The sequence below is a fragment of the Enterococcus ureilyticus genome (genome assembly GCF_001730315.1).
GTDB classification, from domain to species: Bacteria; Bacillota; Bacilli; order Lactobacillales; family Enterococcaceae; genus Enterococcus_L; species Enterococcus_L ureilyticus.
Map to the genome: position 1 here is coordinate 116,083 of NZ_MIKC01000012.1, position 22,817 is coordinate 138,899.

The window sequence follows — 22,817 nt, forward strand, 5'->3', positions numbered from 1 at the left end:
GGAGAAATGACATGGAAACTTTTAACGACTACATTGCAAAATTGGACAAATTAGAATTTGATAAAATGTATGAAAATGACTTTTTCTTAACATGGGAAAAAACACGTGATGAATTAGAAGCAGTTTTCACAGTAGCAGATACGTTACGATATTTGCGTGAAAATAACATTTCAACGAAAATTTTTGACAGCGGTTTAGGCATTTCATTATTCCGCGATAACTCAACGAGAACTCGTTTTAGTTTTGCTTCTGCTTGTAATCTCTTAGGCTTAGAAGTGCAAGATCTGGATGAAGGAAAAAGTCAAATTTCTCATGGTGAAACCGTTCGTGAAACAGCCAACATGATCTCATTTATGGCGGATATCATCGGGATTCGTGACGATATGTATATTGGCAAAGGGAATACCTATATGCGTGAAGTTTCAGAGTCTGTTCAAGAAGGACATAAAGATGGTGTGCTAGAACAACGTCCAACTTTAGTCAATCTACAATGTGATATTGATCACCCAACGCAAGCGATGGCAGATGCACTGCATTTGATCCATGAATTTGGCGGAGTTGAAAATTTAAAAGGGAAAAAAGTAGCGATGACTTGGGCGTATTCGCCATCTTACGGTAAACCATTGTCAGTGCCGCAAGGAATCGTTGGATTAATGACGCGTCTTGGTATGGATGTTGTCTTAGCACATCCAGAAGGCTATGAAATCATGCCGGAAGTTGAAGAAGTGGCGAAGAAAAATGCCGCTGAAGCCGGTGGTTCATTTATCAAAACAAACAGCATGGAAGAAGCGTTCAAAGATGCAGATGTTGTTTATCCGAAGAGTTGGGCACCGTTTGCTGCCATGGAAAAACGTACACAACTATACGGAGAAGGCGATCAAGCAGGAATCGATAAATTAGAAAAAGAATTACTTGCTCAAAATACCAATCATAAGGATTGGGAATGTACAGAAGAATTAATGAAAACAACCAAAGATGGCAAAGCATTGTACATGCACTGTTTACCTGCTGATATCACGGGCGTAAGCTGTGAAGAAGGAGAAGTTGAAGCCTCTGTCTTTGATCGTTACCGTGTGGAATTATACAAAGAAGCAAGTTATAAACCATATATCATTGCAGCCATGATCTTCTTAAGTAAGGTGAAAAGTCCACAAGCGACATTGAAAGAACTTGAAAAGAAAGCTACACCTAGAGAAGTGAAATAAGAAACAACGAATTACTGGCATGAAGTGAGATGCTTTCTTGATTGATGATGATAGTATCAAAAGATTGATTTATGTGATCATAAGACCTTTCCAAGTCCATGTATGTAGACTGTCGGTTAAGAATAAAGCTGGGTTAAAACGAATCTGTTGTCCACAGATTCTGACTACTTCATGCAAAATCCAGCGTTTACTTAGCAATCATCAGGTGATTTATTGGGGAAGAAAGCATCTTACTTTTAAAATAATATATAAATCGAACAATAAAGTTGAAAACGAGGTGAATCGCTGAATGGTAAAACGAGTTGTAGTCGCACTTGGCGGAAATGCGCTAGGCGATAATTTAACAGAACAAATGACGGCAGTAAAAGAAACGTCGAAAGCTATTGCAGATTTGATTGAAGCAGGATATGAAGTTATTTTGTCTCACGGAAATGGTCCTCAAGTGGGCATGATTCAATTGGCGATGGAAGAACTTTCGTTAAGTAATCCAAGCAAATATCCGACGATCCCTTTATCTGTTTGCGTAGCGATGAGTCAAAGTTACATTGGCTATGATCTACAAAATGCGTTACGAGAAGAGCTATTGAGTCGTAATCTAGACCAAGCAGTTGGCACAGTGATCACTCAGGTGGCTGTTGATCCAAAAGACCCAGCCTTTGCTCATCCAGCCAAGCCGATCGGCCGCTTTATGTCAAAAGAAGAAGCTGATACATTGGTAAAAGAAAAACAAGTAACAGTCGTTGAAGATTCTGGTCGTGGCTATCGCCAAGTTGTAGCTTCACCAAAACCAAAAGAAATTATTGAAATCCAAACAATTACTTCTTTGATTGATGCAGGTCAAACAGTCATCGCTTGTGGTGGTGGCGGTATTCCAGTAGTCAAAGAAGACAATCGTTTAAGTGGTATCGCAGCTGTGATCGACAAAGATTTTTGTAGTGAATTATTGGCGGAAATGGTTGATGCCGATCTATTGATCATTTTAACAGCAGTTGAAAAAGTTTGTATTGATTTCGGCAAACCAACGCAAAAAGAATTAAGTCAAGTTTCAACAGCTGAAATGAAGAAACATGCTGCAGCTGGACAGTTTGCACCAGGATCAATGCTTCCAAAAGTTGAGGCAGCGATTCAATTTGCTGAATCAAAACCAGGACGCAAAACCTTGATCACGTTATTGGAAAAAGCAAAAGATGGAATCGTTGGCAAAACGGGAACTATTATTGAACAATAAAAGCAACACAAGCATGAGAAGGAGTGAGTTGATGTCAAACAAAATGATTAATTCAAGCAATGCCCCAGCGGCTGTGGGACCGTATTCGCACTCAGTATTAGCTGGACAAACCCAATACATCTCTGGTCAATTAGGTTTAGATCCAGTAAGTGGGGCAATGAAAGAAACGGTTGAGCAACAAGCGGAACAAGCGTTGATCAATTTAGGGGCAATTCTAAAAGAAACAAATATGAGCTATGACAATGTTGTCAAAACAACGGTTTTTCTAAAAAACATGTCAGATTTCGCAAAAATCAACGATATTTATGGTAAATACTTCTCAAACACGTTGCCGGCCCGCTCATGTGTTGAAGTATGTGAATTACCTAAAAATGGGCTTTTTGAAGTAGAAGCAATCGCAGTCAAAAATTAATTTTTGAAACAATTCTGATCAAAGAAAAGGGTTGCGAATTTTAAGACTCGGATAAGTGCAGTCCTTTTTAAAATAAAAAGCGAAGAAGGAAACTTGCCTATGAGTGAAAAAGAAGAACAAGCATTGTTTGATTATGATGCTAAGTTGTCGATTAAAGAAGCTGTTCCTATGGGCTTACAGCACGTAGTCGCAGCAGTAGTTGGAATTGTTACCCCAGGAATCATGATTGCAAAAGTTTGTAACCTAAGTTCTGGTGATACAACGATCATGATTCAAACGTCACTGATTTTCTCTGCTATAGCAACGATGATCCAATTATTTCCGATTTTTGGAAAAGTTGGCTCAAGATTGCCAGTAATGATGGGTGCAAGTTTTGCTTATGTACCGATTTTAATGGCGATTGGAGGAGATTTTGGGATTGCAGCAATTTTTGGTGCACAGCTAGTTGGCAGTATTTTAGTCATTTTAGTCGGATTATCGATAAAAAAAATTCGAATATTATTTCCACCATTAGTTACTGGTACTGTTATTTTGAGTATTGGCTTGTCCTTATTCCCAGTTGCAATCAAATATATGGCTGGAGGAGCAGGTAGTCCAGATTTTGGATCAGCACAAAATTGGCTGGTCGCGTTGCTGACATTTGCCGTAGTCTTTTATTTTAACTATTTTTCAAAAGGATTTCTTAAATTATCCTCTATTTTAAATGGGATGATTGTTGGCTATGTTGTTTCTCTTGTTTTGGGGATGGTCAATTTCACCCCTGTAAAAGAAGCGTCAGTATTTCAAGTGATTACACCACTTTATTTTGGACTGGACTTTCAAATTGTACCGATTATGACTTTAGTTGTGATGTTTATCGTAGATGCAGTCCAAGCAATTGGTCAGTTCACTGCAACAACTGTTGGTGCAATGGATCGGGAGCCTACAGATAAGGAACTGTCTGGTGGTATTATGGGAAGCGGTTTCTCTAATTTTATTGGGAGCTTTTTTGGATCAGTACCAGTCGCAACATTTGGTCAAAATGTGGGATTGGTGACCGTGACGAAAGTGATAAATAAATATGTGATGGTTTTTGCTTCAGTCATTTTGTTAGTAGCAGGTTTTGTACCAAAAGTTGCTTCGATTTTGACGACAATACCTTATGCTGTAATTGGCGGCGCGACGGTTTCCGTTTTTGCCTCGATTTCAATGACAGGAGTGCGGATGATTTCATCACAAGAATTAACGCCTAGAAATACAGGAGTTGTCGGGATTTCCTTAGCTTTTGGAATTGGTGTTACATTGTCTGTTGGTTGTTTGAGCGGTTTCCCACCGTGGGTGACAACTATTTTTGGTAATTCAGAAGTTATTTTAACAACAATTGTTGCCGTTATTTTGAATGTCTTGTTGAAAGAGCATAAACAAGTCGCAATCGAGTGACAGTAAAGATTGTCTCCTTAAAAAGATGCAAAAGATAAATGAATAAAGGGATTTGTCTTTTGCATTATTTTAATGAAATAAGTTTAGTAAAGGAAAGTGTCGCGTGAATAGTTTATTTTTAGAAGGAAACAAATTTATCGGAAAATCTACATTGCTTCAAAAGGTGCTTCGGTTGACCTGTTCATCTGTCAATGGTTTTTATGTTAACCGCATAATCAATGATGGAGGACAAATCATTGCTTTTGAGCTCAGAGCAGCCAAAGAGTTATTACAGCAAAAAGCTGAAATGAAAACAATTACGGAGCACTGTTTTATTCAGACGCGAGAAGGGAAACGAATAAGAAATTTGTTTGTCTTTGAAACTTTTGGTATAGAGTTATTAAAGGAAATAAAAAAAGTGCCAGCAGATGTGGTTTTGCTTGATGAAATTGGTGGAATTGAGTTATTATCAGAACCATTATTAGCGGAATTATTAGCAGTCGTTCGTCATTCGAATAAAATAGTAGGTGTATTTAAATCAGAGCGCAATTACCAACACCAAAAACAGCTTACAATTGAAAAGCTAGAGGTAAACGAACAAAGAGTGCTGTTAAAACGAGAAATTTATAGAAATCAAGGGCAATTAGTAGAGCTGAAGGAAAATAATTTGCATCTGATCAAAAAAAGAATTAGTCGCTTTTCTAAAAAAATATTTTTTTTTCAAGCGTTATCTTTTTAAAGTATAACGAAAGGAGAACATGAAATGAAGGAGCAAGCAGCATTTGACTATACATTGAATTTGAAATTACGGACAAATAAAATATTTTTTGGTCCAGGTATTGTAGAGTTACTTCAACGAATTTCTCAAACTGGCTCATTAAATACTGCAGCGAAGCAAATGAGGATGTCCTACAACAAAGCCTGGCGAATGATCCAAAAAGCAGAAGCAGAGCTGGGCTATCCTTTGATTGTCAAAAGTGTGGGAGGAAGCAATGGTGGAGGTTCTACTGTGACAATTCATGGAAAACGATTAACAACAAAGTTTTTATTATTTCAAAAAAAGACCTACCAAATCACAAACCAATATTTTACAGAAATTTTTAGAGACGATTTGGAGTTGGAGGAAAGAGAATGAGGAAACTTTTTCTACGTTTAGGTGAAGCAATCAAGCAGAGGGAAGACACTGTTTTAGTGACTGTGACCGCAAGTTCAGGTTCAACACCAAGAGGAGCAGGAGCCAGGATGTTGGTATCAAATAATGGTTGTTTGGCTGGAACGATTGGTGGTGGTGCGGTTGAATTTCGTGCTGAGAAGCTTGCTAAAGAAGTTTTAAAGAGTAAGAAAGGAAGAGCAGAACAATTCATTTTGACACCAAATAATAGTGCAGATTTAGGGATGATCTGTGGAGGTAATGTGGCTGTTTTTTTTCAATACTTGTCCTATAAAGATCCTGTCATTGCAATTATTTGCGAGGAAATCAACAAGCATTTTGCAACAAATCAACAATGTTGGCTGATTACAGAAATCACTACTACAGCAGTTGGGGCAGTTGGTTTTTATAGTCTAGATACAGGTTTGATCGGTCGTTTAACAGTTGAGCTTCAAAAGAGAATATTTAAGCAAGGTCAGGTTCAAGTAGTGGTGGATGGAGCGACGTATTTAATCGAGTCTTTGTTGGAAGTCGGAAAAGTGTTTATATTTGGTGCCGGTCATGTTGGACAAGCTGTAGTACCAGTATTAAAAATGTTAGGATTTTACTGTGTTGTTTTGGATGATCGCAAAGCATTAGTTACAAAAGAGTTTTTCCCAGATGCAGATGAACGGATCATAGCTGATCTAGGAAATATTGCAGAAAAAATCCACATCTCTGAAGCAGATTATGCGGTGGTTATGACACGTGGTCATCAATTCGATTTTGAATTAGCACGACAATTATTAAAAACAAACGCCTATTATATTGGTGTGATGGGTAGTAAACAAAAAATTGCTGTACAAATCAAGCGACTCAAAGAGAGCGGTTTTTCAATGGCGGAAATTGATCGAATCAATATGCCAATCGGCTTAAAAATAAATGCTGAAACGCCAGCAGAACTTGCGATTAGTGTCGCAGGGGAATTAATCGAGAAAAGAGCAGCTCTATCGAAATAAGAAATCAGGCGAAAATAGGCGTGAGTTTAGTGACAGAGAAACGATCAACAATTAATCAGAAAAAATCATTATAGGCGGTTTAATGCTACTATTTTTTCTTGTATTCACGATTTCTTTCTTCCGTAGAATTAGTTGCTGAATAGACAAAAAAAGAAGTATACTATGACCAAGAATTCTCACAATATACTGGTGCCATTGGGTCTGCAATGATTGGAATTCAGAAAACGTAAACAAAAAAAGTTTTTTTGCTAAAAAAAATTTTTTAGACCAAAGATTTGTGGTATAATCATAGTGAATAAAAGCTATATTTATAACAGAAATTGAGGTGTAAAGAAAAAATGTATTCATTAGTAGTAAATGGCAAGACGGAAACCTGTAGTAAAAATAAGAAATTAATGGATTTTCTTCGGGAAGATTTACGTTTGACTGGAACAAAAGATGGTTGTAATCAAGGCTCTTGCGGTGCATGTTCAGTGCTTATAAATGGAAGGGTTTCCAAAGCGTGCTTATTCACATTAGAGAAGTTAACTGGTAAAGAAATTGTCACAATCGAAGGCTTAGAACCACGGCAAAAAGAAGTTTATGCTTATGCCTTTGCCAAAACGGGTGCAGTTCAATGCGGCTATTGTATACCAGGAATCGTCATTTCGGCTCAAGGATTATTGAATAAAAAAGCTGAACCTAGTGATGAAGAAGTGAGAAAAGCGATTCGAGGTAATATTTGCCGCTGTACAGGCTATGTCAAAATTATTGAAGCAATTCAGCTAGCTGCTAAACTGTTTCGTGAAGAACTGAGCATCCCAGCAGAACAATCATCTGGAAAATTGGGAGAAGATCTTAAACGAGTGGATGCTGTTGAAAAAACGTTGGGGACAGGTTTATATGTAGATGATATTACACTGCCTGATATGCTTCATGCCTCTGCTGTTCGCAGTCAATATCCTAGGGCTAAAGTGGTCACGATCAATTCTGCAAAAGCATTGGAACATCCGGATTGTGTGTCTGTTTTGACTGCAAAAGACGTCCCAGGAAATAATAAAATAGGACATTTAGAATTTATTTCCGATTGGGATGTTTTGATCCCAGAAGGTGAAATCACACGCTATGTTGGAGATGCGGTTGCACTAGTGGTTTCAAAAAATAGAGAATCCTTGGAAGAAATCAGAGCGTTAGTAGATGTAACTTATGAGGAATTGATACCAATGATCACTTGTGAAGAAGCGTTAGCAGAAGGTGCTCCTCAGATTCATGAAAAAGGAAATATTTTATCACATGAGCACCTTATTCGTGGTCATGCTGATGAGCAGTTAGCAAAGTCTAAGTATGTCGTAACCCAGCATTATTCAGTTCCTATTAATGAACACGCATTCATGGAACCAGAATGTGCCATCGCTATGCCAGAAGGTGAAGCTGGAATTTTACTTTATAGTGCGGGTCAAAGTATTTATGATGAGCAACGAGAGGTTGCCCGTATGTTAGGAGTTGACAAAGAAAAAATCCATGTTCAAGCAAAACTAGTTGGCGGAGGTTTTGGTGGTAAAGAAGATATGAGTGTCCAACACCATGCTTCACTTGCAGCTTGGTGTTTACAAAAGCCAGTGAAAGTGTTGCTTAGTCGACAAGAAAGCTTAATGATCCATCCCAAACGACATGGAATGGAAATGGATTTCACTACAGGTTGTGATGAAGAAGGTCATTTAACTGCTATGAAAGCGGTGATTTATGCTGATACTGGTGCATATGCTTCATTAGGAGGGCCAGTTTTGCAACGAGCCTGTACACATGCGGCAGGACCATACAAATATCAGCATATAGATGTCGAAGGATTTGCAGTGTATACGAATAATCCACCAGCTGGTGCTTTTAGGGGATTTGGTGTCTGTCAAACAGCCTTTGCTATAGAGAGCAACCTGAACTTATTAGCCGAAAAAGTGGGGATTTCACAATGGGAGATCCGATATAAAAATGCAGTTGAACAAGGTGACTCACTACCAAATGGTCAGTTAGTGTCTAAAAATGCAGCACTAAAAGAAACCTTACTCGCTGTTAAAGAAGCATACGAAACAGCCGAAATCGCTGGCATTTCTTGTTTCTTTAAAAATAGTGGGATTGGTGTAGGCTTATCCGATGTGGGGCGTTGTATTGTTTCTGTAGAAGAAGGGAAAGTTCATGTTAGAACGAGTGCAGCTTGTATTGGCCAAGGGATGGCCACTGTAACAACGCAAGTTGCATGTGAAACGTTAGATTTACCACCAGAAATGATCATTGCAGAAGCGCCGGATACTCACCGAACGCCGGATTCTGGTACAACAACAGCTTCTCGCCAATCCTTATTTACAGGAGAAGCAACAAGGAGAGCAGCGATGCAATTACGTTATGAGTTAGATATGGGACGTGCTTTGTCTGACATAGAAGGGCAAGAATTTTATGGAGAATACTCAGCCAAAACAGATCCTTTGATCAATGACAAAAAGAATCCTGTCAGTCATGCAGGTTATGGCTACGCCTCAGAAGTCGCAGTGTTGGATGAGAAAGGAAAAGTTGAAAAATTTGTAGCTGCCTATGATATGGGACAAGTCGTGAATCCCAAAGCCGCTCAAGGTCAAATTGAAGGTGGTATCGTGATGGGAATGGGCTATGCTTTAACAGAAAAATTTGTTATGGAAGAAGGCTATGTAAAAGCAAAATATGCAACATTAGGCTTATTAAATGCAACACAGGTTCCGCCAATCGAAACGATTTTAGTGCAAGCAAAGAATATTCATGATGGCTTGGCTTATGGCATCAAAGGAGTTGGTGAACTGGCAACGATCCCAACGGCTCCAGCATTAGCTGGCGCATATTATGCCTTAGATGGAAAATTAAGACCCACATTGCCGATGGAAGATACTTTTTATCAAAAAAGAAAAAATAAATAAATGATTCTGTGATGTGCTTGAAAGCAACGCACGAATAGCGAAAGGAACACATCCGATAAGTAAAATTGGAGGTGTTTCTTTTTTGGCAGAATAAATTTAAAGGAGCGACTGGAGTGCTAAAGATCAGTGCAATTATTATGGCTTCGGGAAAATCGTCTAGAATGGGGGTTAACAAGTTATTTCTTGACTATCAGGGGAAAACTTTTTTAGAACATTCGTTGAGTCTCTCAAGTGAAATTTCTTTTTTTGAGCGTATTTTAGTTATTTCCCCAGAGAATCTTCATGGCTTAAAATTACCAAAAGACCTGAAAATAATTCAAAATCTAGAAGCTGAGAAAGGTCAAAGTACAAGTGTTCGTTTAGGAACAAAGGCTGCATCTGGCGGGGGGTATCTCTATTTGACAGTTGATCAACCATTACTAAATCGTACCTTGATCGAGTCTTTGCTGCCTGCCTACTCCAAAGAAGCAATTGTCTTCCCAGTTGATAAAATGCTAGCGCCATGTAGTCCGATATTCTTTGGAAATAAATTTCGAACCGAATTATTGAAGGTTACTGGGAAAAACGGTGGACGTGCTGTTCGCAATAGACACCCAGAGGCCTGGCATAAAATTCAAGTGGCGGATCCACAGCGGTTGATCGATATCGATACGCCAACTGATTATATAAAACTAGTGAATCAAAATTTTTAAGTGTCAGAAAGGAAACAAAAAGATGAAACAGCCAGTGTATCTGAATCATGCAGCTACCTCAAACCATAAATTTGCTGCAACTGTTGAAGAATTGTGTCACTATCTAACAGAAAATAATAATTTGAATACAAATCGTGGATCTCAAAACATCGACGAACTTGAATTGATTTTTGATGCGCGCCAAGTTTTGGCAAATTTCTTTCAGGCACCTGATCCTGCGCATATTATCTTTACAGCAAATGCAACAACTTCACTGAATATGATTCTTAATGGGTTGTTAAAAACAGGAGATCATGTCATAACCACCGCAGTAGAGCATAATGCAGTGGCCAGACCACTTCATAGGTTGGAGGTAGAGGGGCAAATCTCTGTTACACGCTTGTGTTGTGATCAAAAAGGCCAGCTTGATCCTGATCAACTCAAATCAATGATAAGACCTGAGACCAAAGTGTTAGTGATGACGCACGCCTCAAATGTTTTAGGAACGATACTTCCTGTGAGCGACTGCTTTAAAATCGCAAGAAATCATGGAGTGATCACTGTTTTGGACAGTGCCCAAACAGCAGGTTTTTTACCAATTGATATGACGGAAATGTCCATCGATGTACTTGCTTTTACAGGTCACAAAGGCTTGATGGGGTTGTCTGGAATTGGCGGATTTGCGCTAGCTAAAAATAGAGAACCCATGATTGATCCTTGGTTGACTGGTGGAACTGGGAGTGCATCCTTGTCTTTTGAACAGCCTGTTTTTTTACCAGACAAATTTGAGCCTGGTACGTTAAATATGTTGGGCATTCTAAGTTTAAAAAGTGCAATCCAATCAATTGAGCGAATTGGGTTAAACAATATAGCTGCTCACGAACAACTGTTAACGAAACGATTTCTAGAAGGATTAGAAAAGTTACCAGTCACTGTTTTAGGAACCTCCGATCCATTTAGCAGGGTTCCAGTTGTTTCCATTACAGTAGCGCGGCTTGATGCAGGGGAATTTTCTCAACTGTTATTTGACCGTTATCAAATCATTACGCGTTCTGGCTTACATTGTGCCCCCCTTGCTCATCAAACGGCAGGAACTTTAAAAAGCGGAGCTGTTCGTTTTAGTTTTGGGTGGAATACGAGTGTTGAAGAAATTGATTACACCTTGCAAGCAATCAAAGAAATTTTATCAGCTTAAGGAGAAAAATAATGAATTTTTTATCGCAATGTACATCTGGTGGTTGTGGCGCCAAAATTGGTCCGAATGATTTAGCTGGATTGTTAAGTAATTTACCTAAGTTTTCAGATGAAAAATTAGTAGTAGGTTTTGATACATCGGATGATGCTGCTGTCTATCAAATATCAGAACAGCTTGCGCTGATCTCAACAGTCGATTTTTTTTCACCAATGGTAGAAGACCCTCGTACATTTGGTCGAATTGCCGTCGCAAATGCGCTAAGCGATGTTTACGCTATGGGCGGGCAAGTTTTGTTTGCATTGAATTTAGTTTGCTTTCCTGAAAAAATGGAGAAACAAGTGCTTTCAGAAATTCTGATTGGTGGGGCAGAGAAGCTTAAAGAGGCCAAGGCGTCATTGGCAGGAGGGCATTCGATTTATGATCACGAGCCTAAATATGGATTAGCAGTAACTGGACAAGTTGATCCTAATAAAATGATTCATAACAACACACCCAAAATAGGCGATAGCTTAATTCTTACCAAAGCATTAGGGGTTGGTTTGATCCAATCTGCTGTAAGAGGAGGTATGGCATCAGAGGAGACAGAAAAAGTAGCCATTGCTTCTATGGAACGCTTAAATAAATATGCAGCAGAAACAATGGCTGATTTTTCAGTCAATGCTTGTACTGATGTAACAGGATTTGGCTTGTTAGTCCATGCATTAGAGATGGCTGGTGACACGACTACCTTAGTGATTGATTCAGAACAGTTGCCCCTGTTGCCTGATGCTTATCACTATGCCGAAGAATTTCTAGCAACTGCTGCTGGACAAAGAAATCGCGAATTTATAGGAGAAAGAATTGATCTGACTTCAGTTACACCAGCTTTTCAAGAGATTTTATTTGACCCGCAAACATCAGGTGGTTTACTGCTCAGTGTTTCAGCTCAAAATGCTGCGAAATGTCTTGAAGCAATCCAAAAAAACGATCCAGTAGCAAGGATCATCGGTGAAGTCTGTGAAAGAGAAGAAGATCAAGAAATTATTATTTTATAAGAAAGAAGGGGCTTTGATGAAGAAAATCAATGCGATTGGTAAGCCTTGTCCAATTCCCGTCATCGAGACTAAAAAAGTAGTTAGAGAAATGAAAAGTGACGGAGGCCAAATAGAAATCAGTGTTGATAATGAAATAGCGGTCCAAAATATCAAAAAAATGGCTGTAGGTCTTGGCTTGAAAATGACGCAAATTCAATTGGAAAAAGATAAATTCATCATGTCGATCGACGTTCCTAAAGAACAGGAACAAACAAAATCAGAAATATCAAATAGTGAATTGGTGATTGCTTTTGGGAAAAGAACAATGGGAGAAGGAGACGCAGATTTAGGAGAAATATTATTGAAAAGTTATATTTATTCTCTAACTGAATTAGATACACCGCCTGAGCATTTACTTTTTTTCAATGCTGGCGCGTTTTTGACGAATCAAAATTCAGGAGCGTTAAAAGATTTACAAACATTGGCAGAACAAGGGACTCAAATTAGCACTTGCGGTGCTTGTCTAGACTTTTATCAAATCAAAGATACCTTGGCAGTCGGTGAAATCACAAATATGTATGGCATTACAGAAGTTATGGCACAAGCAAAAAAAGTCATTAATATCTAATGGACGAGGTGAAGATATGGCCTATCTTTTAACATTTCAAAATACTCATTATGCAGTTCATAGTGAAAAAATATTCATCAAAAATAACTTGCCTGTTTCAGTGATGGCTCTTCCTACAAGTCTTGGGGATTTTTGTGGAATCTGTTTAAGGATAGCTGCACAAGATTTAGACAAAGGAAGAGTGTATTTGAACAAGGCCGAGATACCGATAGAAGGAATTTTTACAATAGAAGGAGTGAATAAAGAAAGGACGTATAAAAGATGGATTCCCTGATCGAGTGCTTCGACTTTCAAGGGCGACAAGTGATTTCACTGATCGGTAGTGGTGGGAAAACAAGCCTGATGTGGTATCTAGCGAATTGTTATCATGATCAACGTGTGTTAGTCAGTACAACGACTAAGATCGGCTATCCTACAGAGCGTAATTATGATTTTTTTTATAGTGAAGAATTTTCGAATTTAGGAAAAGATGGGATAGGAATCACATTAGCAGGAAACGTCATGGGCAATGGATATAAGCTTAGTTCACCACCAGTACACGTTTTTGAGGAGTCTTTACAGCATTTTGATAAAGTCTTATTAGAAGCAGATGGATCAAAGCAGCGTCCACTAAAAGGGTGGGAAACATTTGAACCTGTTATTTTACCTGAAACAACGACAACAATCGGCTTGATTCCAATTTCTGTTTTAGGCAAAACTGTAGATCAAACGACTGTGCATCGTTTGCCTCTTTTTTTGCGTGCAACGGATACGGTTCAGGGAGTAAAAATCAAAGAAGAGACATTAGCTGAAATCATCACCAGTCCAACTGGATTGTGGTCAAAAAGTCAAGGTCAGCGAATTCTGTGTATCAATCAGGTAGAATCTTCTGAACAATTGCTCCAAGCTAAAAAAATCGTATCTTTATTGCCAAATATGCTATTGAAACGGTTGAGTAAAGTAATAGCCTGTAATATCCAATCAAAGGAAGGAATCATTTTATGGGAAAAATAAAAAGACCGATTTCTGAAACAATCGTTGCTGTACGCGGTGGCGGTGATCTTGCGACAGGAGTCGTTCAAAAATTAGTTCATGCAGGGTTTAAAGTAATCATTTTAGAAACAGCTAAACCACTAGCTATTCGTCGAACTGTAGCATTCTGTAATGCCGTTTTTCAAGGCAGACAGCAGGTAGAAGATTTAGAAGCAGTCTTGGTTTCTTCTGTATCAGAATGTTCCGTAATCTGGAACAATCATCAAATTCCAATACTAATTGATTCAAAAGCAGAATCATTGAAAGAATTAAAACCGACAGTACTTGTGGATGCAATTTTAGCAAAAAAAAATTTAGGCACAAATAAAGAAATGGCCCCCATCACTATTGCGTTAGGACCAGGATTCACAGCGTCTAATGAGGTCAATGCAGTAGTGGAAACCATGAGAGGGCACTATTTAGGCAAGCTCTACTTTAAAGGCAGTGCAATCCCAAATACTGGTATCCCAGGAGAAATTAACGGTAAAAGTGCGGAGCGAGTGATTCATGCGCCAGCTTCAGGTAAGGTAAAGCATGTGAAAACGATTGGCGCGATTGTGAAAAAAGGAGAAGTACTCTTTTATATTGATCAAATAGCTGTAGTTTCCCCCTTAGATGGTGTGTTGCGAGGACTGATTTCAGACAAAGTGTTGTGCCAAAAAGGACTGAAATGTGCTGATGTCGATCCACGTTCGGTGGAACAAGTGGATTGTTTTACGATATCAGATAAAGCGCGAGCCTTAGGTGGAGCTGTTTTGGAAGCTGTACTTTGGTTAGGGTGCCAAAGAGGGTTATTTTAAAAGAAAAAACAATGAATCCTTCTACAAATGCTTAAACCAGCAGCGTATGCTAAAAAATATTTTTTTTACCTAAAAATTATTGTTTTAAACGACGCGTTTATGTTATAGTGTAAGTGAAGTTTTAACCTATTGTATACCAAGAAAAGAAAGCGTTTTAAAGAAAGGTTCTAATATGTGAAAAAAGTAATTTGAAGGAGGAAGTTACGTAACTAGTCTAGAACTGTATCAATTTGTGCTAGTAAGTACGAGAGGAATGAAAAGGGTTACAGAAACTTTTTGTACTTTAAAATATTTTGTAAAAAAGATGAGAGGATGAGTAAAACATGGCACTAGTAAAAATCGTATATGCAAGTATGACAGGAAACACAGAAGAGATTTCAGAAATTTTAGAAAACACTGTACAAGAAGCTGGCTTTGAGGTAGAAAGAGAAGAATGTTCAGAAGTAGATGTTGACTTTTTTGATGATGCAGATGCCTGTATTATTGCTACCTATACATATGGGGATGGAGAATTGCCTTTTGAATTTGAAGATTTTTATGACGAGTTAGAAGAAAAAGAATTAACAGGGAAAAATTTTGGTGTTGTCGGTTCAGGAGATCGTGAATATGGCGATTTGTTCTGTAAATCTGCTCATGACTTCGTTACAGCTTTAGAAAAGTCAGGTGCTAAGAAAGTTGCTGAAACAGTAGAAATCGAGAACAATGCAGAAGCTGATGATATCGAAGCATTGAAAAAATTTGTTAAAGAGTTGACAGCTAGTTTATAGAATAACGCTGAAATTATACGAAAGAAGGAAAAAATGAATGAGTTCATTCATTAATGGTACGCCCTATGTATAAAATAACCAAACGCACACAGCTTTCGCAAAACGAATATGATTTTTTGATCGAAGCACCTCGAATTGCGACTAAAGCACAACCAGGACAATTTATCATTTTGAGAATTAATGATAGTGGCGAGCGCATCCCATTGACGATTGCTGAGTCTAGTGCTACAAAAGGCACGATTCGACTTGTTTTTCAGGTGATCGGTAAAACGACGGCTGAGCTTGCTCAGCTCAATGTAGGAGAGTTTATCTTGGATTTAACAGGACCACTTGGGATGCCGACGGAAATTAAAGATTATGGTACGGTATTGATCGTAGGAGGCGGTGTCGGAATCGCCGCGATTTTTCCAATCGTCAAAGGATTAAAAAATGCTGGTAATCGAGTGATTACGATTCTTGGCGCAAAAACTGCTGAATTAGTGATTCTTGCAAAAGAATGTCAAGAGTATTCCGATGAATTGATTATTACAACAGACGATGGATCGCTAGGAATGAAAGGTCTTGTGACTGAGGCAATGGAACAAGTGATAGCTAGAGAACCAATCAATTATAGTTGGGCGATTGGACCGAGTATTATGATGAAATTTTGTACAGAGACGGCCTCCAACTATGATTTACCAATCAATGTTTCGCTGAATCCGATTATGATCGATGGAACGGGTATGTGCGGTGGTTGTCGGGTCACGATAGATGGCAATATCAAGTTTGCTTGCGTGGATGGACCTGAATTTAAAGGAACACAAGTCAATTGGGATGAATTTATCAGCCGAATGAAGCAATACACAGATGAGGAAGACGCATGTTTGGCAGATTATCAAAAAGCGCAGGTGATCCATAATGGCTAGAAGAAGTAGAACGAAAACACCAATTGCTGAACAAAAACCCAAAGTTCGTAACTCAAATTTTAATGAAGTTTGTCTAGGTTACACGATCGAAGAAGGACAAGCAGAAGCAATCCGCTGTTTGCAATGTAAAGATGCTCCTTGTATCAAAAGTTGTCCTGTCATGATCGATATTCCTGGATTTATCCTAGCTATCAAAGAAGGAAATATGCAGGAAGCTGCTGAAATTTTAAGTAGTTACACGAATCTACCAGCTATTTGCGGTAGGGTATGCCCGCAAGAGAAACAATGTGAGCAAGTCTGCAAATTAGGGATGGCTAAAAATTTTGAACCTGTTGCAATAGGCAAGTTAGAGCGATTAGTCGCAGATTGGGCATTAGAAAATCAAGACTTTTCTAAATTATCTCAAAGTGATCAGCCTAAAATTGGCAGAGTTGCAGTAATTGGCTCTGGTCCTTCTGGGTTAACAGTAGCTGGTGATTTGGCTAAATTAAATTATGAAGTGATTGTCTATGAAGCATTACATGATTCAGGTGGTGTGCTAACATACGGAATTCCAGAATTTAGATTGCCAAAACGAATCGTCAAAAAAGAAATCGAAAGTATTAAAGCCTTAGGTGTGACAATTGAAACCAATGTTGTAGTTGGAAAAACGATCACTATGGATGAGCTCAGGTCAGAATTTGATGCCTGTTATATTTCTGTGGGTGCAGGGGCACCAAATTTTATGGGAATTTCTGGAACTGCTTTAAATGGCGTCTATTCATCTAGTGAATACCTGACACGAATCAACTTAATGCATAGTTATGAATTTCCTAAATATGATACGCCAATCAAACGCTCGCAACAGGTAGTGGTGATTGGTGGCGGAAATGTAGCGATGGATGCAGCCCGTTGTGCTAAACGACTAGGTGCAGAACACGTCAGTATCGTTTACCGAAGGTCTTTAGAAGAATTACCAGCACGCATAGAAGAGTACCATCACTCTGTTGAAGAAGGCATTGAGTATCATTGGCTAACAAATCCAATCGAATATATAGATAACGGAAATGGTGACTTGAGTGGTGTAAAATGTATCAAAATGGAACTTGGTGAATCAGACGAATCTGGTCGACGCAGCCCTGTTCCAATTAAAAATAGTGAATTTATTATCGAAGCTGACACAGTGATCGAAGCCATCGGTCAAGGGTCCAATAAAGTCTTATTATCCACTTTCCCAGAACTTAAATTGACAAAATGGGGCTACATTGAGGCGGATCCAAAAACGGGAGAAACATCGATTCCAGGCGTCTTTGCCGGCGGAGATATCGTGACAGGTGCTGCAACAGTGATTTTAGCAATGGGTGCCGGAAAAGTCGCAGCAGTACAAATCGACAACTATGTACAAGAAAAGATGAAAACGCCTGTAACAACAAAAGTCTGAGGAAAGATAAAAGGTGAGAAAAATGAAAAAAACAAAGACAATGGACGGAAATACAGCAGCGGCCTACATTTCCTACGCTTTTACAGAAGTAGCGGCAATCTATCCAATCACCCCTAGCTCAACAATGGCCGAATTGGTAGATGAGTGGGCGGAAACTGGACTGAAGAATATTTACGGACAGAAAGTCCAAGTAATTGAAATGCAGTCAGAAGCAGGAGCCGCTGGCGTTGTCCATGGCTCTTTAAAAACAGGTGCTTTAACAACCACCTACACTGCCTCCCAAGGGTTGCTGTTGATGATTCCAAATATGTATAAAATTGCTGGAGAACTTTTACCAGCAGTTTTCCACGTCGCTGCGAGAGCAATCACAACAAGCGCTTTGAGCATATTTGGCGATCATGGCGATGTTATGGCAACTCGTCAAACTGGTTTTTGTATGTTGGCAGAATCCAGCGTACAAGAAGTGATGGATCTTTCAGCAGTTGCACACTTAGCTAGTATTGAAGGCAGTTTACCGTTTGTCAATTTTTTTGATGGCTTCAGAACAAGTCACGAACTCCAAAAAATCGAAGTACTCGATTACACTGATTTAAAAGGAATGCTTGATCAAAACGCTGTGGATCGTTTCAGAAAGAGAGGCATGAATCCGAATCATCCAACTGTCTCAGGAACGGCTCAAAATCCGGACATCCATTTCCAACAAAGAGAAACGGTCAACGCCAATTACGAAGCTATGCCAAGAATCGTTCAAAAATATATGAAACAAATCAATGATATACGCGGTACTAATTATGATTTAACCGATTATTATGGTGCCGAAGATGCAACAGAAATTATTATTTCTATGGGATCTGCATCGCCAGTTATTCAACAAACGGTGGATTATTTAAATGAACAAGGTCGAAAAGTTGGGTTGATCAACATTCATTTATACCGTCCGTTTCCAACAGAAAATCTATTAGAAAAATTACCAAAAACAGTAGAAAAAGTTGCTGTCTTAGATAGAACTAAAGAAGCCGGAGCTGATGGAGAACCATTACTTTTGGACGTCCAGAGTGCGTTATATCAACACGAGAATCGTCCAATCGTGATAGGCGGACGTTATGGACTAGGTTCAAAAGACGTGACACCGAATCAGATCAAAGCGGTCTACGATCATTTATTATTACCTTTGGGCGAATTAAAACAACGTTTTACAATTGGAATTGTCGATGATGTGACGTATCGTTCATTGCCGCAAGGACATGTTTTGGACTTAACGCCAAATTCAACCTTCCAAGCTAAGTTTTGGGGATTTGGCTCGGATGGAACCGTTGGTGCAAATAAACAAGCGATTAAAATTATCGGTGATAACACTGATTTATATGCCCAAGCTTATTTTAGCTACGATTCTAAAAAGTCTGGCGGCTTGACACTTTCTCATTTACGATTTGGTGAAGAACCGATCACATCAACTTATTTAGTAGAACAAGCTGATTTTATCGCCTGCCATAACGCCTCTTACATTCACAATTATGATTTGTTAAACGGACTGAAAGATGGCGGAACATTTTTATTAAATACAATTTGGGACAAAGAAAAGGTCTATCGCCTCTTACCTGCAAAACTAAAAAAATACATGGCTGAGCATGATATTCAATTTTACATTATCAATGCGGTTGAATTAGCGCGAGAAGTAGGGTTAGGTCGCAGAATCAACACAGTCATGTCTACTGCCTTCTTTGAAGTGACGGATATTATGACGCGTGACGAATATATGCCCCTACTAAAAGCAGAAGTCCAAAAAACGTATGGAAAGAAATCAAAAGAAATCGTAGAGAAAAATTTCCAAGCTATCGACGGAACCTTTGATTCTCTTCAAAAAATTGATGTTCCTTCTGAATGGGCAATGATCGTTATCGAGCCAGAAAAGAAAGATACGACATTGCCTAAATATATTACCAATATTTTACAACCAATCAATCGCCAAGAAGGCAATGCGTTGACCGTTGGTGATCTAATCGACAATGGAATGAAAACCGGAGAAATGCCCATGGGAACTGCAGCCTATGAAAAGCGGGGAATCGCCTTAGAAGTTCCTGAGTGGCAGATGGATAAATGTACAATGTGTAACGAATGTGCTTTTGTCTGTCCTCATGCGGCTATTCGACCGTTTTTAGCAGATGAAAAAGAAATGGAAGAAGCACCAGCAGGCTTTGTAGCTAGAGAAATGCGCGGTGCTGATGGCTTGATGTATCGAATCCAAGTATCATTAGAGGATTGCACAGGTTGCGGTCTTTGCGTGCAAGCTTGTCCAGTCAAAGAAAAAGCCATTTTGATGAAGCCTTATGAAGAACAAAAAGAACAAGCAATCAACTGGGCATTTGCGATGACTTTACAACAAAAAGAAAACCCAGTCAGAAAATTATCTGTTAAAGGCTCTCAATTCAATCAACCATTGATGGAATTTTCAGGAGCATGCGAAGGATGCGGGGAAACACCTTATATCAAGCTTTTAACGCAGTTATTTGGTGATCGCATGATGATGGCTAATGCTACAGGATGTTCTTCTATTTGGGGTGGTTCATCCCCAGTAACTCCATATACGACGAATGAATGTGGTCAAGGGCCTGCATGGAGCAATTCATTATTTGAAGATAACGCTGAATACGGTTACGGTATGTATGTAGCTAATAGAACAAAACGACAATATTTAGCAGACCAAGTACAAGAAGCAATCGATAACGATTTAGGCTCAGATGAACTTCAAGCGCTATTGCAGGATTGGCTAGACCATTACCTAGAAGGGGATGGTACACAACAACGCGCAACCAAACTTGCTGCGGCTTTGAGTGAAGAATGTCAAATCGATCCACGCTTAGAAAAAATCTACAAACAAAGTGACTTACTTGTAAAAACCAGCCAATGGATCGTTGGTGGTGATGGCTGGGCCTATGACATTGGTTTTAGTGGAATCGATCATGTCTTAGCTAGTGGAGCCGATGTGAATATCTTTGTTATGGATAATGAAGTATACGCCAATACCGGCGGTCAAACATCCAAAGCAACACCAGCTGCGGCTATTGCTAAATTCTCTGCAGGAGGGAAACAGACTTCTAAAAAAGATTTGGGTATGATGGCAATGACATATGGCAATGTTTACGTAGCACAAATTGCTTTAGGAGCGAATTCAATGCAAACAATCAAAGCAATTGACGAAGCCGAGCGCTATCCTGGACCGTCACTGATCATTGGGTATACGCCTTGTATCAATCACGGAGTCAAAGGTGGTATGATCGAAACATTGTCATTAGCCAAAGAAGCAGTAGAGTCTGGTTATTGGCAACTGTATCGCTATAATCCACAACTTATTGAAAAAGGCAAAGATCCGATGGTGATTGACTATAAAAAAGCAGATTTTACTAAAATGCGTGATTTCCTTGAAAAACAAACACGTTTTTCTGCACTGCATACCATCAAAGATAACCAAGAAATCGTTGAAGATCTTTTAACTAAAACAAAAGATGATGCAGAAGATCGCTCAGAAAATTATGTTAAATTAGTGAGTCAGGTTAAAAAATAAGAAAAAGGCAACTGAGATCAAACTGAAACTGAGTTTGATCTCAGTTTTTTTTTTTGCGGAAATCATTAAAAGAAAAAGTGTTCAGAAATTTTAAAAAGCGTTTACAATGTGGTATCCTTACAGTGGTATAATTTCAGTAAAAAATAATTTTATTAAAAAATTTATATATTTTCTCTCTAATCAAAACGAGCGCATTACACTTTTAAAAATAAGGAGGATTTTTATGTCTAATTGGAAAAAGTTAAAAAAAGGCGATGTTAAACGAGAAATATTAGCAGGAACAACTTCATTTTTTGCCATCTCCTATATTATTATGGTAAATACAGTAATCTTAGCTGAGGCAGGGATGCCAAAAGAATTGACGATTTTTGGTACAATTTTCATTTCAATTATTGGATCGATTTTGATGGGATTTAGTGCAGATGCGCCAATTGTTTTAACCACCGGAATGGGTGTCAATTCATTCTTCACTTATACCTTAGTTTTATCATTAGGATTGACCTGGCAGCAGGCATTAGCAGTCAGTTTTTGTGCAGGGATTGTTTATTTATTCGTCGCCTTTACACGGTTGAGTAAATTATTTGCGGAAGTTGTGCCTGAAACCTTAAAGACTGGAATCACAGTGGGAATCGGATTTTTCCTTGTGCTGATTGGGTTGGAAAAAGGACACTTGATTATTGGTGGTGAACATACTTTTTTACAACTGGCTTCGTTAGATAATCCTTTGACATTATTAACATTATTTTCATTGCTTTTGACTGTATTTCTTTTTATTAAAGGGATTCAAGGCAGTTTTTTTATTGGAATTGTGGTTGTCACTCTGATTGCAAATATTTTTGGCATGGTAACACCAACAGAACATTTTTCTTTAAGCGCATTAGGAAATTATACTCAAATCTTTGCAAAGCTAGATTTCAGCACTATTTTTTCTAAAAGCTTTTTACTCGGAGTTTTTGCCTTATCGATGATTTTGATTTTTGAGTCAATGGGATTACTTAAAGGCTTGATGCCAGAAGCAGATGAAAAAAAATATTTACAAGCCTATCGTGTGACAGGATTTATTACCCTGCTATCCAGCATTTTGGGTACAAGCCCAACTATAGCTGCCGCTGAAAGTGCAACCGGAATTGAAGAAGGGGGAAAAACAGGGCTTACTTCGATCACTAGCGGGATTTGCTTTATTTTCGCTTTATTCGCTCTGCCGTTGCTGTCTTACATTCCAGATTCGGCATTAGCACCAGCAATCATTATAACGGGTTTCTTGATGATCCAACAAATCAAAGCGTTGCATTTTGAGGATTTCAGTGATTATTTTCCAGCAATGCTGATGATTGTATTGATTCCATTTACAATGAACATTTCTGATGGCATGGCCTTTGGGTTTGTAGCATATCCAGTAACAAAATTGTTTGCTAGGAAAAAAACAGAACTTCCATTACCAATGTGGTTGATTTCGGGCTTATTTTTGACGTATTTGATTGTTAATGTATTGATTTAGTAAAAAAATGACTCACCACAATTGAGACGTGGTGAGTC

20 protein-coding genes are annotated in these 22,817 nt (G+C 38.7%); all 20 read left to right on the forward strand.

The window, feature by feature from the left end; all coding sequences use genetic code 11:
- Nucleotides 1-11 precede the first annotated feature (11 nt).
- The 20 genes from ygeW to BCR24_RS07130 all read left to right on the forward strand — a co-directional run bounded on the left by ygeW (nucleotide 12) and on the right by BCR24_RS07130 (nucleotide 22,779).
- Complete coding sequence (gene ygeW / locus BCR24_RS07035) at nucleotides 12-1,205, forward strand: knotted carbamoyltransferase YgeW (RefSeq protein ID WP_069639847.1); 1,194 nt, start codon at nucleotides 12-14, stop codon at nucleotides 1,203-1,205.
- Between the two features lie 289 nt (nucleotides 1,206-1,494).
- A complete protein-coding gene (gene arcC / locus BCR24_RS07040; protein WP_069639848.1) occupies nucleotides 1,495-2,433 on the forward strand; it encodes a carbamate kinase in 939 nt (312 codons plus the stop codon).
- A gap of 31 nt (nucleotides 2,434-2,464) precedes the next feature.
- Nucleotides 2,465-2,845 carry a RidA family protein gene (locus tag BCR24_RS07045; protein ID WP_069639849.1) on the forward strand — a complete coding sequence of 127 codons (381 nt, stop codon included), beginning with the start codon at nucleotides 2,465-2,467 and terminating at the stop codon, nucleotides 2,843-2,845.
- A gap of 99 nt (nucleotides 2,846-2,944) precedes the next feature.
- Complete coding sequence (locus tag BCR24_RS07050; RefSeq protein ID WP_069639850.1) at nucleotides 2,945-4,264, forward strand: nucleobase:cation symporter-2 family protein; 1,320 nt, start codon at nucleotides 2,945-2,947, stop codon at nucleotides 4,262-4,264.
- A 103-nt stretch (nucleotides 4,265-4,367) separates the two neighbouring features.
- Complete coding sequence (locus BCR24_RS07055; protein ID WP_069639851.1) at nucleotides 4,368-4,982, forward strand: nucleoside-triphosphatase; 615 nt, start codon at nucleotides 4,368-4,370, stop codon at nucleotides 4,980-4,982.
- 24 nt (nucleotides 4,983-5,006) lie between these two features.
- Complete coding sequence (locus BCR24_RS07060; RefSeq protein ID WP_069639852.1) at nucleotides 5,007-5,378, forward strand: winged helix-turn-helix domain-containing protein; 372 nt, start codon at nucleotides 5,007-5,009, stop codon at nucleotides 5,376-5,378.
- Nucleotides 5,375-6,391 carry a xanthine dehydrogenase accessory protein XdhC gene (gene xdhC / locus BCR24_RS07065; RefSeq protein WP_069639853.1) on the forward strand — a complete coding sequence of 339 codons (1,017 nt, stop codon included), beginning with the start codon at nucleotides 5,375-5,377 and terminating at the stop codon, nucleotides 6,389-6,391. Before BCR24_RS07060 ends, xdhC begins: the two co-directional genes overlap by 4 nt.
- A 338-nt stretch (nucleotides 6,392-6,729) precedes the next feature.
- Complete coding sequence (xdh, locus tag BCR24_RS07070) at nucleotides 6,730-9,309, forward strand: selenium-dependent xanthine dehydrogenase (protein WP_069639854.1); 2,580 nt, start codon at nucleotides 6,730-6,732, stop codon at nucleotides 9,307-9,309.
- A gap of 113 nt (nucleotides 9,310-9,422) precedes the next feature.
- Complete coding sequence (locus tag BCR24_RS07075; protein WP_083244342.1) at nucleotides 9,423-10,001, forward strand: NTP transferase domain-containing protein; 579 nt, start codon at nucleotides 9,423-9,425, stop codon at nucleotides 9,999-10,001.
- A gap of 22 nt (nucleotides 10,002-10,023) precedes the next feature.
- Nucleotides 10,024-11,175 (forward strand): selenocysteine lyase SclA, encoded by a 1,152-nt coding sequence (sclA, locus tag BCR24_RS07080; RefSeq protein WP_069639855.1) that lies wholly within the window; start codon nucleotides 10,024-10,026, stop codon nucleotides 11,173-11,175.
- An 11-nt stretch (nucleotides 11,176-11,186) separates the two neighbouring features.
- The gene (gene selD / locus BCR24_RS07085; protein WP_100630353.1) at nucleotides 11,187-12,209 is read left to right on the forward strand and encodes a selenide, water dikinase SelD; all 1,023 of its coding nucleotides are present in this window, start codon (nucleotides 11,187-11,189) and stop codon (nucleotides 12,207-12,209) included.
- 16 nt (nucleotides 12,210-12,225) lie between these two features.
- Nucleotides 12,226-12,816 carry a sulfurtransferase-like selenium metabolism protein YedF gene (gene yedF, locus BCR24_RS07090; RefSeq protein WP_069640005.1) on the forward strand — a complete coding sequence of 197 codons (591 nt, stop codon included), beginning with the start codon at nucleotides 12,226-12,228 and terminating at the stop codon, nucleotides 12,814-12,816.
- Nucleotides 12,817-12,832: 16 nt separating this feature from the next.
- The gene (locus BCR24_RS07095; protein ID WP_069639857.1) at nucleotides 12,833-13,090 is read left to right on the forward strand and encodes a putative Se/S carrier protein; all 258 of its coding nucleotides are present in this window, start codon (nucleotides 12,833-12,835) and stop codon (nucleotides 13,088-13,090) included.
- Nucleotides 13,078-13,809 carry a selenium cofactor biosynthesis protein YqeC gene (gene yqeC, locus BCR24_RS07100; protein WP_069639858.1) on the forward strand — a complete coding sequence of 244 codons (732 nt, stop codon included), beginning with the start codon at nucleotides 13,078-13,080 and terminating at the stop codon, nucleotides 13,807-13,809. Before BCR24_RS07095 ends, yqeC begins: the two co-directional genes overlap by 13 nt.
- A complete protein-coding gene (gene yqeB / locus BCR24_RS07105) occupies nucleotides 13,797-14,627 on the forward strand; it encodes a selenium-dependent molybdenum cofactor biosynthesis protein YqeB (protein WP_069639859.1) in 831 nt (276 codons plus the stop codon). Before yqeC ends, yqeB begins: the two co-directional genes overlap by 13 nt.
- A gap of 323 nt (nucleotides 14,628-14,950) precedes the next feature.
- Nucleotides 14,951-15,394 (forward strand): flavodoxin, encoded by a 444-nt coding sequence (locus tag BCR24_RS07110; protein WP_069639860.1) that lies wholly within the window; start codon nucleotides 14,951-14,953, stop codon nucleotides 15,392-15,394.
- Between the two features lie 65 nt (nucleotides 15,395-15,459).
- Complete coding sequence (locus tag BCR24_RS07115) at nucleotides 15,460-16,299, forward strand: sulfide/dihydroorotate dehydrogenase-like FAD/NAD-binding protein (protein WP_083244350.1); 840 nt, start codon at nucleotides 15,460-15,462, stop codon at nucleotides 16,297-16,299.
- A complete protein-coding gene (gltA, locus tag BCR24_RS07120) occupies nucleotides 16,292-17,719 on the forward strand; it encodes an NADPH-dependent glutamate synthase (RefSeq protein WP_069639862.1) in 1,428 nt (475 codons plus the stop codon). Before BCR24_RS07115 ends, gltA begins: the two co-directional genes overlap by 8 nt.
- A gap of 22 nt (nucleotides 17,720-17,741) precedes the next feature.
- On the forward strand, nucleotides 17,742-21,281 hold the full coding sequence (nifJ, locus tag BCR24_RS07125) for a pyruvate:ferredoxin (flavodoxin) oxidoreductase (protein WP_069639863.1): 3,540 nt from the start codon (nucleotides 17,742-17,744) through the stop codon (nucleotides 21,279-21,281).
- Nucleotides 21,282-21,504: 223 nt separating this feature from the next.
- Nucleotides 21,505-22,779, forward strand: a complete 1,275-nt coding sequence (locus tag BCR24_RS07130; protein ID WP_069639864.1) for an NCS2 family permease — start codon at nucleotides 21,505-21,507, stop codon at nucleotides 22,777-22,779.
- Nucleotides 22,780-22,817 lie beyond the last annotated feature (38 nt).

Excerpts from the sequence above, each read along its gene's own strand:
- xdh (WP_069639854.1), top strand. The coding sequence starts at position 6,730 with ATGTATTCATTAGTAGTAAATGGCAAGACGGAAACCTGTAGTAAAAAT.
- arcC (WP_069639848.1), top strand. The coding sequence starts at position 1,495 with ATGGTAAAACGAGTTGTAGTCGCACTTGGCGGAAATGCGCTAGGCGAT.
- BCR24_RS07115 (WP_083244350.1), top strand. The coding sequence starts at position 15,460 with ATGTATAAAATAACCAAACGCACACAGCTTTCGCAAAACGAATATGAT.
- xdhC (WP_069639853.1), top strand. The coding sequence starts at position 5,375 with ATGAGGAAACTTTTTCTACGTTTAGGTGAAGCAATCAAGCAGAGGGAA.
- selD (WP_100630353.1), top strand. The coding sequence starts at position 11,187 with ATGAATTTTTTATCGCAATGTACATCTGGTGGTTGTGGCGCCAAAATT.
- yqeC (WP_069639858.1), top strand. The coding sequence starts at position 13,078 with ATGGATTCCCTGATCGAGTGCTTCGACTTTCAAGGGCGACAAGTGATT.
- nifJ (WP_069639863.1), top strand. The coding sequence starts at position 17,742 with ATGAAAAAAACAAAGACAATGGACGGAAATACAGCAGCGGCCTACATT.
- BCR24_RS07050 (WP_069639850.1), top strand. The coding sequence starts at position 2,945 with ATGAGTGAAAAAGAAGAACAAGCATTGTTTGATTATGATGCTAAGTTG.
- BCR24_RS07110 (WP_069639860.1), top strand. The coding sequence starts at position 14,951 with ATGGCACTAGTAAAAATCGTATATGCAAGTATGACAGGAAACACAGAA.
- yqeB (WP_069639859.1), top strand. The coding sequence starts at position 13,797 with ATGGGAAAAATAAAAAGACCGATTTCTGAAACAATCGTTGCTGTACGC.
- sclA (WP_069639855.1), top strand. The coding sequence starts at position 10,024 with ATGAAACAGCCAGTGTATCTGAATCATGCAGCTACCTCAAACCATAAA.
- BCR24_RS07095 (WP_069639857.1), top strand. The coding sequence starts at position 12,833 with ATGGCCTATCTTTTAACATTTCAAAATACTCATTATGCAGTTCATAGT.
- BCR24_RS07045 (WP_069639849.1), top strand. The coding sequence starts at position 2,465 with ATGTCAAACAAAATGATTAATTCAAGCAATGCCCCAGCGGCTGTGGGA.
- BCR24_RS07060 (WP_069639852.1), top strand. The coding sequence starts at position 5,007 with ATGAAGGAGCAAGCAGCATTTGACTATACATTGAATTTGAAATTACGG.
- gltA (WP_069639862.1), top strand. The coding sequence starts at position 16,292 with ATGGCTAGAAGAAGTAGAACGAAAACACCAATTGCTGAACAAAAACCC.
- yedF (WP_069640005.1), top strand. The coding sequence starts at position 12,226 with ATGAAGAAAATCAATGCGATTGGTAAGCCTTGTCCAATTCCCGTCATC.
- ygeW (WP_069639847.1), top strand. The coding sequence starts at position 12 with ATGGAAACTTTTAACGACTACATTGCAAAATTGGACAAATTAGAATTT.
- BCR24_RS07130 (WP_069639864.1), top strand. The coding sequence starts at position 21,505 with ATGTCTAATTGGAAAAAGTTAAAAAAAGGCGATGTTAAACGAGAAATA.